Annotated in this window: 12 protein-coding genes; 6 read left to right on the forward strand and 6 right to left on the reverse strand. The window is 71.9% G+C overall.

Annotated features, from left to right (window positions below):
* Positions 1–278 precede the first annotated feature (278 nt).
* Positions 279–1,619, reverse strand: coding sequence for an NAD(P)-binding domain-containing protein (locus tag ACTIR_RS0111225; protein WP_026454355.1), 1,341 nt, complete (start codon positions 1,617–1,619; stop codon positions 279–281).
* Between the two features lie 101 nt (positions 1,620–1,720).
* Here ACTIR_RS0111225 and ACTIR_RS0111230 point away from each other — a divergent pair, with 101 nt between their 5' ends.
* Together ACTIR_RS0111230 and ACTIR_RS0111235 are read left to right on the forward strand one after the other, a co-directional pair.
* Positions 1,721–2,560 carry a helix-turn-helix domain-containing GNAT family N-acetyltransferase gene (locus ACTIR_RS0111230; RefSeq protein ID WP_026454356.1) on the forward strand — a complete coding sequence of 280 codons (840 nt, stop codon included), beginning with the start codon at positions 1,721–1,723 and terminating at the stop codon, positions 2,558–2,560.
* A gap of 79 nt (positions 2,561–2,639) precedes the next feature.
* Positions 2,640–3,329, forward strand: coding sequence for a trimeric intracellular cation channel family protein (locus ACTIR_RS0111235; protein ID WP_026454357.1), 690 nt, complete (start codon positions 2,640–2,642; stop codon positions 3,327–3,329).
* Between the two features lie 810 nt (positions 3,330–4,139).
* Here the strand turns inward: ACTIR_RS0111235 and ACTIR_RS24810 are convergent.
* Together ACTIR_RS24810 and ACTIR_RS0111245 are read right to left on the reverse strand one after the other, a co-directional pair.
* Positions 4,140–4,472, reverse strand: a complete 333-nt coding sequence (locus ACTIR_RS24810) for a DUF7683 domain-containing protein (protein ID WP_026454358.1) — start codon at positions 4,470–4,472, stop codon at positions 4,140–4,142.
* A 114-nt stretch (positions 4,473–4,586) separates the two neighbouring features.
* Positions 4,587–5,486 (reverse strand): TIGR03619 family F420-dependent LLM class oxidoreductase, encoded by a 900-nt coding sequence (locus ACTIR_RS0111245; RefSeq protein WP_026454359.1) that lies wholly within the window; start codon positions 5,484–5,486, stop codon positions 4,587–4,589.
* 379 nt (positions 5,487–5,865) lie between these two features.
* Between ACTIR_RS0111245 and ACTIR_RS0111250 the strand changes: the two genes are divergently transcribed.
* Positions 5,866–6,273, forward strand: a complete 408-nt coding sequence (locus ACTIR_RS0111250) for a VOC family protein (RefSeq protein ID WP_026454360.1) — start codon at positions 5,866–5,868, stop codon at positions 6,271–6,273.
* 137 nt (positions 6,274–6,410) lie between these two features.
* Here ACTIR_RS0111250 and ACTIR_RS0111255 read toward each other — a convergent pair whose 3' ends face one another.
* Positions 6,411–7,430: a hypothetical protein gene (locus tag ACTIR_RS0111255; protein ID WP_026454361.1), complete on the reverse strand. Its 1,020-nt coding sequence runs from the start codon at positions 7,428–7,430 to the stop codon at positions 6,411–6,413.
* A 74-nt stretch (positions 7,431–7,504) separates the two neighbouring features.
* Positions 7,505–8,299, reverse strand: coding sequence for an isocitrate lyase/PEP mutase family protein (locus tag ACTIR_RS0111260; protein ID WP_026454362.1), 795 nt, complete (start codon positions 8,297–8,299; stop codon positions 7,505–7,507).
* Between the two features lie 112 nt (positions 8,300–8,411).
* Between ACTIR_RS0111260 and ACTIR_RS0111265 the strand changes: the two genes are divergently transcribed.
* Together ACTIR_RS0111265 and ACTIR_RS0111270 are read left to right on the forward strand one after the other, a co-directional pair.
* Entirely contained in the window at positions 8,412–9,665 is a 1,254-nt protein-coding gene (locus ACTIR_RS0111265; RefSeq protein ID WP_026454363.1) for an MFS transporter, read from the forward strand.
* 253 nt (positions 9,666–9,918) lie between these two features.
* On the forward strand, positions 9,919–11,016 hold the full coding sequence (locus ACTIR_RS0111270) for an NAD(P)-dependent alcohol dehydrogenase (protein WP_026454364.1): 1,098 nt from the start codon (positions 9,919–9,921) through the stop codon (positions 11,014–11,016).
* 76 nt (positions 11,017–11,092) lie between these two features.
* Here ACTIR_RS0111270 and ACTIR_RS25425 read toward each other — a convergent pair whose 3' ends face one another.
* Positions 11,093–12,022 carry a helix-turn-helix domain-containing protein gene (locus ACTIR_RS25425; protein WP_233345883.1) on the reverse strand — a complete coding sequence of 310 codons (930 nt, stop codon included), beginning with the start codon at positions 12,020–12,022 and terminating at the stop codon, positions 11,093–11,095.
* A gap of 116 nt (positions 12,023–12,138) precedes the next feature.
* On the opposite strand from ACTIR_RS25425, the gene ACTIR_RS22855 reads away from it, so the two are divergent.
* On the forward strand, positions 12,139–12,427 hold a 289-nt coding region (locus ACTIR_RS22855), incomplete at its 3' end, for a class I SAM-dependent methyltransferase (RefSeq protein WP_154663737.1).

Here is a 12,427-nt window from a genome sequence, read left to right on the forward strand (position 1 = left end):
ACCACCCAGGCCGCCACGGACAGCCCCGCCGCGCGCCGGGGATCGTTCCGGCCGGCGTACCAGCGTCGGACCGGGCTGTTCCGGAACAGCGCCGCGATCCCCACCACCAGTGAGGCGGTCAGGAACAGGGCGAGAATCAAGCCCATGCCCCCACCCCAGTCCCCGGCGACACCTCCGGTCAAGTCGCGCGGCGCGCCCACAACACCACCAGCACACGCCGCGGCCCCTCACACGTCCGCGCGCGCCGCTCGGCCGACGCCTGCGGAGCGTCCACGCCGTCAGTGGGCGGCGGGTGCGGACAACGACACGGCCTCCGGTCCGGCCGGGGCACCGCAGCAACCACCGGTGTCCTCGATGTCGCTGTCGGCGTCGGACAGCCCCGACCCGCTGCACACCCCCGTCTCGGGGAGGGCGAGTTCGACCCGCTGCGCGGAGTCACGGTCTCCGGCCAGTTCCGCCGCGATCGAGCGGACCTGCTCGTACCCGGTCAGTGCCAGGAACGTCGGTGCCCGCCCGTAGCTCTTCATCCCGGCGAGGAACACGCCCGGCTCCGGATGCGCCAGCTCGGTGGCGCCGTGCGGGTAGACGGTGCCGCACGAATGCACGTTCGGATCGATCAGCGGGGCCAGCGCGACCGGTGCCTGCAACGTCGCGTCCAGTGCCAGCCGCAGTTCGGACAGCCACGACAGGTCCGGGCGGAACCCGGTCACCGCGACCACCTCGTCGACCGCCTCCACCACCTGCCCGGTCGCCGAACGCAGCCGCAGTCTGCCCGTGTCGTCGCGCTCCACGGCCCCGGTGCGGAACCCGTGCACCACCTCGAGGTGTCCGCTCTCCACGGCGGCCCGCGCGCGCTCGCCCAGCGCGCCACGCGCCGGGAGCTGGTCCGACGCACCCCCGCCGAACGCCGACCCGACGGTCTCCCGGCGCAGCAACCACGTGATCCGTGTCGACGGGTGCCGGGTGGCGACCCCGGCGAGATCGACCAGTGCCGTCAACGCCGAGTGCCCGCTTCCGGCGACGACGACGTGCCGCCCCGCGTACCGCTCGGCCACCGACTCCTCGCCCAGGTCGGGTACCCGGTAGGAGATCCGGTCGGCGGCCGGGGCCTCACCCGGCGCGGGAAGGCCGTCCGCGCCGAGCGGATTGGGTGTGCCCCACGTTCCCGACGCGTCGATCACCGCGCGGGCGGTGAGGAGCTCCGCACCGCCGTCGGACGTGCGGACGTGGACGGTCAGCGGCTCCGAGTCCCGTCCGGCGTCGACCACCCGATCCCGGCCCTGTCGCGCCACACCGACGACCTCGGTGCCGAAGCGCACCCGCTCCCCCAGCGCGCCGGCCAGTGGCCGCAGGTACCGCCGCACCCACTCCGCGCCCGTCGGGTACGTCTCCGCGTCCGGGTGCTGCCAGCCCTGTCCCTCCAGGAGTCGGCGGGCGGCGGGGGCGACGAGTTCACCCCACCAGGAGAACAGCCGCACGTGGCCCCACTCCGACACCGCCGCGCCCGCGTGCGTGTCGCGCTCCACCACCAGCGCGGGCAGACCGCGCTCGGCCACCTCCGCCGCCGCGGCCAGCCCCACCGGCCCCGCCCCGACGATCACTACGGGAAGCTCCGACATCCCACACCCTCTTTCATCGATGTGCCTCGATCGAACAAGGGAGACAGTATCGACCGCGCTCGATGATCGCAACGATCGACCCGACTCGATACACTGGCGGCATGCCGACCGCCCTCCCCCAGATCCCGGTGCTGCCCAGCGGCCAGGCCACCGCCTACGCCGACCAGTTCGCCTGCCTGGCCGAACCCGTGCGGGTCAAGCTCCTGCACGCGGTGGCCACCAGCCCGCAGGGCATCACCGTCGGCGCACTCACCGGGATCCTCGGCACCAGCCAGTCCACCACGTCGCACCACGTGCGCAAGCTCGCCGAGGCCGGGTTCGTGCGCACCCGCAAGGACGGCACGGCCAGTCTGGTCACCATCAACGAGGCCTGCTGTTCCGGGCTCCCGCACGCCGCCGACGCCGTCATGGGTCTGCTCGGGCCGCAACCCTGCTGCCCGGACAACCTCCCCAGCGACGTCACCGTCCGCGCACTGCGGCCCGACGACTGGCCCGCCGTCCGGCGCATCTACCGCGAGGGCCTCGCCACCGGCCTGGCCGGCTTCGAGACCACCGTGCCCACCCGGGCCACCCTCGACGCCGCCTGGCTGCCCGACCACCGGTGGGTCGCCGAGATCGACGGCACCGTCGTCGGCTGGACCGCCGCGAGCCCCGTATCGACCCGGGACTGTTACTCCGGCGTCGCCGAGACCCTCATCCACGTCGCCGAGGAATACCGGAGCCGGGGCGTGGGCAGGTCGCTGCTGCACCGGCAGGTCACCGCGGCCGACGCCGCGGACCTGTGGACCCTCCAGACGTCCGTGTTCACGGAGAACCGGGCCGCCGTCGCGCTGCACCACGCCGCCGGGTACCGCACCGTCGGCATCCGGGAACGCATCGCCCGACGCGACGGCGTCTGGCACGACACCATCCTGCTCGAACGCCGCTCCCCGGTGCGCTAGCACGCCGGTCCGGGAAGGACACCGCGACACCCGGCACGAATCGGCGGTACGGGGCACAGCGGTGGTCCAGACTGGCAGCATGTCGCAGTCGCTGGTCATCCTCGTACTGGACCTGACGGGCACGTTCGCGTTCGGCCTCAACGGCGCTCTCACCGCCGTCCGGGCCGTGCGCCTGGACCTGGTCGGCGTGCTGGTCCTGGGTGTGATGACTGCGCTCGGTGGCGGGATCATCCGCGACGTCCTGCTCAACGTGTCCCCGGCGGCCTTCACCGACGTCCGGTACCTCGCGGTGGCCACAGGCGGGGCACTGCTCGTGTTCCTGCTGAGTGTGGAACTCGAACGGTTCACCCGGCTCATCACCGTCTTCGACGCCGTCGGGCTGAGCGTGTTCTGCGTGACCGGGGCCAGCGCGGCACTCGCCGCCGGCCTGGGCGGCGTGGAGGCGGTGCTGCTCGGCGTGATCGCAGGCGTGGGTGGGGGAACCCTGCGGGACGTGGTCATGCGGCGGATTCCCACGGTGCTGACCAGCGACTTCTACGCCGTTCCCGCCCTGGTCGGCGCGGTCCTCGTCGTTGTGGCCACGAACCTCGGCATCCAGGGGCTCGTCGGCGCGCTCGTCTCGGCGGCCGTGACCTTCGTCCTCCGCATGCTCGGCGTCCGGTACGGCCTGAGCCTCCCCGGCCCCCGGCAAGGCGGCTCCAAAACCGGCGAATCCCGGCCACGACGACACGAACGGCGGTCCCGGGAGACGGACGATGACACCGCGTAGGGATCGTGGTCCCGCGCGGAGCGGCGGTGATCACGGCCGGCCCTCCGCAGACCACCGTCCCGGCCCGTACAGTCTCCTGGTGACCGCCTCGTGGGTGCCCCCGGCGGAGGCACGAACGGTGTCTCGCTCGCCTCCGAGGTGGGCCGTGCCTGGAGCGACAAGCAGGGAGCGGTGCGGAATGAGCCAACCGGAGGGGACCACTTCGAACGCATCGAGCGGGCCCGAGCGCACCGGACCTGTCGGGAAACGACCGGGCTTGACGCCGACGCAACGACTCCTGATCGTCGGAGGGCTCGTCGGAGGATCCGCAGGAATCCTCACCTTCGCGATACACCCCGACCTGATCGGTACCCCGACCGGATCCGCTGTTCAACTGTTGTTGCCGCTATCGGGCTTCGCGATGCTCACAGGACGGTACCTCCGCGAACGAAAGCTCAGGAACGCCGGCTACGAGATGACCCGGCGCGACCTGTGGAGATGAGGCCGAGATCGGCTGAGGCTCGCGGACGACCAGGGCCTGACAGCCGCGGCGCCCATCAGGGATCCTGTGGCTCAGACCGATGCCCCGCGGGCACGGTGTCGGAGGCACCGCCGGACACGCGACGGGGGCCCGGAATGATCAGCGCGATCAGCAACGCGGTCACGACCACCCCGCCCGAGATCAGGTATCCGAGTCGGTACCCGGCCAAGCGGAACGGGCGACCGATCCGCCCGGCCCCGGAGCGAGTGATCCAGCGTCCCTCCTCCGGCGCCGGTGATGAGGCCGGACTCGGCTGTCGCCCGCGGAGGTTCATCGGCTCCGGGACGCCCTCACGACTCGTCGATCGGTGACTTCGCCTTGACTTTCCGAACGTCCGGGTTCGCGGTCTGAAAGCGCGGTGCCAGGTACAGCCCGTCGCGCTTCTCGTACAGCTCAGTCGCACACTCACCGATCTGCCACTCGCATCCCTCGACGTCCACCTCCGCTTCGTCGACGAGCGTGGTGACCACGTCGACCGGAACGTGGTACCCGCCGACCATCGGGTCGTCCTGATCGGCCGACAACAGTTCGCGTACCGTCGCAGCCGTCAACCCCGGCAGATCGACCTCGTAACGGTGCTCTTCGGTCCGCTCGTCGAAGCCGTCCAGTACCCACACACCCATCGGGACCCCCAAGTTCGGAACCCCGACACCCTATCCCACGAAGTCGGCGAAGTCGGCGAAGTCGGCCGTGATCGGCAGGCAGTGATGCGAAGACCGTCCGCAGGCCGAGAGGCGTCAGCGCCGGACGGCCCGCAGCACCCGGTCGACGATCTCCAGGGCCTGTTCGACCGTGTCCGCCAGATTCATCAGCTCCACGAAGACGTGGTCGATACCGGTGCCGGGTCCGGCCGAGGCGACCGCGTCGAGCACGCCGTCCATCGACTCCGTACTCCAGGGGTACACCCGCAGGACGGTCTCCAGCTCCGCCGGGTCCCGCCCCGCCTCCCGGGCGAGCTCCCGGATCCGGGTCATCGGTCCGGTGACCTCGGCGGGATCGAACGGGCCCCATTCTGGGACATGGGCCGGGAGCCAGCCGTCCGCCCGCTGTGCCACACGCTGCATCGCCGCCGGGGCGAAGCCCGCGAGATACACGGGCGGACGGGGCCGTCGGGCGGGTTTGAGGCCGACCCGGCTCGCGGGGACGGTCCAGTGCTTCCCGGAATACTCCACGGGATCGTCCGACCACCAGGCCTGCACCACGTCGAGACACTCGTCCAGCCGGGCGCCACGCTCGTGCATCGGGACACCCGCGGCCCGGTACTCCTCGGGGGACCAGCCGGTGCCGAGACCCACGAGCAACCGGCCGCCGCTGACGCGGTCGATCGTGGTCAATGACCGGGCCAGCATCGGCGGTGCGTACCAGGGTCCGACCAGGACATTCGTCCCGATCTCCACCCGCTCGGTCACCGCCGCCGCCGCGGACATCACGGCGAACGGGTCCAGCACCCGGTGGAAGACCTCCGGTATCGTGTCCCCACCGGCGTAACCGACGGTGGGCTCCACCGGCGTCAGCATCCGGTCGCCGACCCAGAGACTGTCCGCACCGAGACGCTCGGCCTCCGCCGCGAAGTGCATCACCTCCCGCGCCCCCTCCGCGAGCGGACCGAACTGCGGCAGAGTGAAGCCGATTCGCACCCGTACCCCCTGAGCTGTCGGTGCTGATCCTCGGGCCGCGGTGACCGCCCCGAGACGGTCGTCCATCATGGCAGCGGGGCGCGCGGCCCTCAATCACCCTTCCGTGGCGACGAACAGAAGTCCGTCGCTCTGCCCACCGGGGCGCGCAGTGTTCGTGGTCCCGCAATCCTCGAATCGACGTCACCGATTCCCGGGAAGCCGCCCGGACCCTGGTGTCCCGTGCGCCTGTCGGCTCAGTGCGCGAATTGGCCCCCCAGAACCGTTCCGGACCATTCGTTCGGGCGTGGCTCAATTGACAGCCTATTCTGTCGAATGGAGGATAATCTCGTGACCAGCGGGCTCCACCACGAACGCGGTCCAACAGGAAAGGCGCGAGACCATGACGGACGGCACCCTCGGCACCATCGTCGGCTTCGACCTCACGGTGCGGGACGCACCGGCCGTGCGGGACTTCTACGCCGACGTGGTCGGCTGGAAGCCGGAGCCGCTCAGCATGGGCGACTACGACGACTACATGATGCTGACCCCGGACGGCACACCCGTGGCCGGTGTGTGCCACGCGAAGACCGAGAACGCGGACCTCCCCCCGCAGTGGATCACCTACATCGCCGTCGGTGATCTCTCCGCGAGCATGGACCGGGTCACGGCCCGGGGCGGTGAGATACTGCGGGCGCCGAACGGGTTCGGCCCGGGTGGATTCGCGCTCGTCAAGGATCCCGCGGGAGCGGTGCTCGCACTGATGCAGAACCCGTACGACGGCTCGGACGCCGACGACGCGGAGGAGTGACGCGCACGTCGTCAGGCCCGGGTCGGCCCCACCGGTGCCGGAGGCGGTCGACCACCCAGAGGCTGTCCGCACCGAGACCTTCGACCTCCGTGGCGAAGCGGACCACCTCCCGAACTGCCACACGGTGAAGCCGATCGTCATCGCTCCCCTTCCTCGACCGGCGACGCCGAGGTCGGCCCCCGGTCGACGTTCGGTACGGACGCGGTGCTCCTCGCCGACGCCGTCGGGGCCGGCTGCCCGCGGGAGCGGAGAACGGCACCCACGGCGCCGACGACGATCGCCACGACCCACGGCAGCACGGGACGCATGTCCGGCGCGGAGGCCAACCAGAACACCTCGATCGACGCATCGAGGGCCCCCGGCAGACCCGGCACTCCCGCACTGCCCGTGGTCAGCGATTGGACCAGGTACTGCACGGCCGTCATCCCGGATTCGACGAACCACGGGATGAGGACCAGCAGCGGCCACAGCAGCAACCGTCGGGCCGGTCGCCCACCCAGTACGATCAGCGCCATCGCCAGTACCCCGGCGCCGGACCAGCCCCGGACCGGGGTGACCCACGCCAGGTCGTACGGACCCACCGGCAGGATGTGCAGCAGGACCCCGATCAGCCAGGCACTACCGAGGCCCGCGGACACCGCCAACGCGGCACTCACGCCGGTGCCGCCGAGCATGACCGCGGCACCCACGGCCCAGCCCACGACGGTGCAGACGGCGCCCACCAGGCACACCATGCCGAGTACGGCACCCTCAGCCGCCACACCACCGCCCCCGAGCAGGGTCGTCACCGACACGGCGCCCGTCGTCACCGCCGCGAGCACCGTTCCGCTGAAGGTCGCCGTGGTGACCTGCCTCCGTGGTGCGGAACGTGCAAGCAGCCCGAGTGCGCCCGTCAGCAGACCACCGAAGGCGGCACCCTCGACGAGCGAGCCGAGCTCCTCCACCGTCAATGGCACCGGCAGCATGCCCGCGTGGCCCCCGCCACGACCCGGGTGGTCCGAACCGGCCGTCCCGGACAGCAGCCACGGCAGGAACCCCACCACCCACCAGGTCACCGCGGACAACGGCACCAGCGCCGCGACCGGCAGTCCGCGTCGGCGGAGCCCGGGTGCCCCGGTGTCCGGACCGGCTTCGTTCGGATGATCGTGTTCAGTCACACCGGTGATACCACCACACCTCGTCCGCACGCGGGTCCTGTTCGCCGGGATCGGGCCCGTCCGCGTCCCGGACCTCAGCTCCGGAACGCGAAGGACTCGCGGGCGAGCGCACTTCCGTGGGCCGCCCGGTCGAGGAAGCCGTAGGTTCCCCCGGTCCGCAGTTCCCGTGCCGCCTCCGCCAGCGCCTGGTAGGCGGTGAAGGCGAACCCGCCGCCCACGGAGACCCGCCGCACCCCGAGCTCGGCGAGTTCGCCCACCGGAGGAACCCCCGGCCGCGCGAGCACGTTGACCGGGACGTCCACCGACTCCACCAGCGCCCGGATCTCCTCCCGGCCGGTGACCCCCGGCGCGTACACCACGTCCGCACCGGCGTCCCGGAAGGCCCGCAACCGCGCGAGGGTGTCGTCGAGGTCGTCGACGCCCCGGAAGTGGTTCTCCGCCCGCGCGGTCACCACCAACTCCCCCTCGGCCGCCTCCACCGCGGCGCGCACCCGATCGACGGCCCGTCCCCGGTCGTAGAGCGCGGTACCGCTCCAGTCCTCGACCGACACCCCGGCCACCCCGGTGCCCCGCGCGAGCCGGACCGTCTCGGCCACACCCTCCGGGTCGTCGGCGAACCCGTTCTCCAGGTCCGCCGAGACCGGGACGTCCACCGCACCGGCGAGTTCGGCGCAGTGGGCCAACACCTCGTCCCGGCCGAGGGCGCCGTCCGACAGACCCCGCGCCGCCGCGGCCCCGCTGCTGGTGGTGGCCACCGCGCGGAAGCCCAGATGTCGCAGCAGCACCGCCGACCCCACATCCCAGGCGTTCGGCAACAACAGGACGTCCCCGGCGTGGTGCAGCGCGCGGAAATGCTCGACGTCGGACATGGCACGGACGATAGCGGACACCACCGACATCGACGTCGATTCACGCCGATATCGGGCTCCCTCGGCACGGGGCCGACTTTCCTTCCTCCGGATCGTGTGCGAGCCTGCGCCGATGGGGGATACCGTCCGCCGCCCGCTCGGGGTCGCCTACCGGTGGTTGTGGACCTCGTCCGGGTTGTCGAACCTGGCCGACGGGGTCGTGAAGGTCGCGCTGCCGCTGGTCGCGGTCCAGTACACCCGCTCGCCCACGCTGATCGCGGGACTGGCCGTCGCGTTGGTGCTGCCGTGGCTGCTGTTCGCGCTGCCCGCCGGTGCGTTCGCCGACCGGTTCGACCGCCGCCGGATGATGCTCGGCGCCAACACCGTGCGGGTCGTGCTGTCCGCGGCCGGAATCCTGGCGGTCGCGCTCGACGCCGGCTCGATCTGGCTCCTCTACGGGATCGCGTTCGGCCTCGGCACCGCCGAGACGGTGTACGACACCTCCGCGCAGTCGATCATGCCGCGGATCGTGGAGCGTGATCAACTCTCCCGGGCCAACAGTCGCCTGTTCGGGGTCGAGCTGACGACCAACCAGTTCGTCGGCCCGCCGCTGGCCGGTTTCCTGGTGGCGGCCGGGGTGGCCGCCACGTTCGCGGCCCCCACCGCGCTGTGGGGCCTCGCCCTCGTGGCGCTGCTGTTCGTGCGCGGCTCGTTCGGGACGGCGAGGACGGCGGAGACGGGCGGGCGCACCAGCCTACGGACCGACATCGCCGAAGGACTGCGGTTCCTCTGGCGGCACCGGCTGCTCCGGACGCTCGCCGTACTCACCGGGACGGTCAACTTCGCGACGAACGCGGCGTTCACCGTCTTCGTCCTGTTCGCGGTCGGCTCGTCCTCCGCCATGGGGCTCTCCGAGCCCGCCTACGGTGTTCTGTTCGCCACCACCGCGGTCGGCAGCCTGGTCGGCTCGCTCGTCGCCGACCGGGTCGAACGGGTGCTCGGGCGGGCCCGCACATTCCGACTGGCCCTGCTCACCAGCGCGCTGCTGGTCGGCATCCCGGCGGTGACCACCAACCCGGTCCTGATCGGTGCCGCGTTCTTCACCGGGGGCGTCGGGATCATGCTGTGGAATGTCATCGCCGTCTCCCTGCGCCAGCGGATCACGCCGGACCGGCTGCTCGGCCGCCTGAACAGCAGCTACCGTTTGCTCGCCTTCGGTACGCAACCGCTCGGGGCCCTGGCCGGGGGTGCGATCGCCGAACTCGTCGGGCTGCGCTGGGTGTTCGCCACCATGGCGCTGCTGGTCCTGCTCGCCCTGCTGGGCGGCACGAGGGCCCTGACCGACGACGCCATGCACGCGGCCGAACGGGACACCGCTCAGGTCTGAAGACCAGCCGGGACGGCCAGGTTCGCCGGCGCCGAGCGACCCGCTTCCGGGTGGACGGAAACGAAAGGATTTTCCCGTCCCGCATGCGGTCGGTGCGGCTCCGCGCACGTCCCCCGGACAGCGCTCACCGGGCGGCGCGGCGGCAGGGCCCTTACCCTCGGCGACGGGACGCGCTTCGCCTCGCTCTTCCGTACGCGCGCGACCGACGATCCGGACACGTCACGCTTCCGGTTGCCCTCGAAGAAGGGAAGGCATGGACACGACCGCCGCCATCGCGACAGCGGCCGAGCAGCCGCTCACCCTCGCCGAGGTCGAACTCGACGAGCCGCGCGCCGACGAAGTCCGGGTCCGCATGGTCGCCTGCGGGGTGTGCCACACCGACGCCATCGTCCGCGACCAGTGGTATCCCACCCCGCTGCCCGCGGTGCTCGGACACGAGGGGGCCGGTGTCGTCGAGGCGGTCGGCACGGGAGTCGGGGAGATCGAGGTCGGCGACCACGTCCTGTTGAGTTTCGCCCACTGTGGTCACTGTCCCAACTGCGTCGAGGGGTGGCCGGCCTACTGCCACACCTTCTTCGAACGGAACTTCGGCGGGCGCCGCGGCGACGGCACCACCGCGTTCTCCCGTGGCGGGGAACCGGTCTCGTCGCACTTCTTCGGGCAGAGCTCGTTCGCCGGCCGCACCAATGTGCACGTCAACAGTGTGGTGACGGTGCCGGAGTCCGCGCCGTTGGAGACCCTGGCGCCCCTCGGCTGCGGCATCCAGACCGGTGCCGGCGCCGTCCTCAACACACTCGACCCCCAACCGGGCTCCACACTGGTGATCTTCGGTGCCGGGGCGGTGGGGCTGTCCGCGCTGCTCGCCGCCAAGGTGGCCGCGTGCGGCACGATCATCGTCGTCGACCTCGTGCCCCAGCGGCTCGATCTCGCGCGGGAGCTCGGCGCCACACACGTGGTCTCCGGTCAGGACGGCGACCCCGCCGAGAAGATCCGGGAAATCACCGGCGGCGGGGCGGAGTACGCGCTGGAGACGACCGGGGTCCCCGCGGTGTTCGAGACGATGACGCGGTCGCTGCGGGCACTCGGCGTGGGCGGTGTCGTCGGGGCGGCCGCACTGGGCACCCACGCGAGCATGGACATCGGAACGCTGCTGCCGACGGGCATCACGATCCGCATGATCATCGAGGGGGACTCGGTACCCAGCACCTTCATCCCGCGGCTGATCGGACTGTGGGAGGCCGGCCTCTTCCCCTTCGACACGCTGCTCCGGTCGTACCCGCTCGATGCGATCAACCAGGCGTTCACCGACTCCGCCGAAGGGCGGACGCTGAAGCCGGTGGTCGTCTTCTGATCTCCGCCCAGGGGTAGGGGACGCCAAAGCCGGAGGTGGGCACCGCCTCCCGCTCCCGCGCGGGACCGACCGACGGTCAGGACCACGTCCGGCGGTCGCGACGCCAGCGCTGCGGGGTGGTGCCGTACCGCTGCCGGAAGCGCCGGACGAGGTAGCCGGCGTCCCGCAGGCCGGTGCGGGCGGCCACCACGTCGAGCGGCAGGTCGGTCTCCCGGAGCAGGCGCCGGACCTCGGTCAGGCGCCGCTCGGTGATCCACTCCAGCAGCGGACGGCCCGTGCGCTGTCGGACCACGGTCGTGAGATGCCCGGGGGTGTAGCCGAGCGCGTGGGCGACGTCCGCCGCGGAGACCGGCTCGGGAAAGGTGGCCTCGATCCGCGCGAAGACCCGCTCCACCAGCGGGTCCGGCGTGACCGGCGCCGAGGGCGCCAGGCGCGCCGCCGCCACCAGGATCCGGGTGAGCGACGCGGCCACGGCCTCACCGGCCCCGAGACGCCCCGGGTCGGCGAGCTCGGCGTCCAGATCCGCCAGCCACATCGACCAGCGGGCCCGGTCGGGCCCGGCGACACGGCCATGCCCCACGCCCGGGGCGAACAGGGCGAGCAACGGGTGGTGTTCCCAGCTCAGCGGGGAGACCGACGCCAGGGCGGGCACGGCGTCGGGAGTGAACGCGACCGACCACGCCCGGCCCCGGGCCAGCTCCCCCACGCCCGCGGCGTCGACGACCTCCCCGGGCGGCACCGCGTACACCTCGCCGGCACGCAGCGGTCGCTCCCGCCCACCGATCGTGACCGAACCGGCGCCCCGTTCGACGTAGAGCAGGACGAGGAAGTCGTGCGCGTGCCGGTGCTCCGGCGGCAGCCCGCCCGGGGATTCCCCGGAGTCGAACCGGGTCACCGACACCGGAGGCACACCGGGACGCTCCCGCCGACGGTAGACCGGTGTCCCGTCGGGAAGCACCCGACCCAGCACCGACCCCCGATCCGCATCGACCGAAGAATGTCCCATGACAGCCATGCTACGGCCTGCCCGCACACCACAGAACAGCCAACACTGGAAGAAGAGAAGGAACCCGGGGCCCGCCCCGGATACCGAAGCGACATCCACCCTCACCGGGAGCACCGATGACAACGACCGACATCCAGCTGTTCGACCAGCGCACCCCCGACGAGCGGAACCGTCCGTTCCTTCCGGGCATGGGCAGGGCCTGGCTGCTCCCCCTCTACGACAGCTTCACCCGGCTCATCAGGGTCCGGGCCGTGTACGAACGGACGGCCGCACTCGCCGGCGTCGCGCCCGGCGAGTCGGTGGTCGACGTGGGCTGCGGGACGGGCAACCTGACGTTCGCCGTGCTCGCGGCCACCCCGGAGGCCCGGGTGACCGGCCTCGACCCCGACGGCGACGCCCTCCGCC

Origin of the sequence: Saccharomonospora iraqiensis subsp. iraqiensis (assembly GCF_000430445.1) — a bacterium.
Classification (GTDB): Bacteria; Actinomycetota; Actinomycetes; order Mycobacteriales; family Pseudonocardiaceae; genus Saccharomonospora; species Saccharomonospora iraqiensis.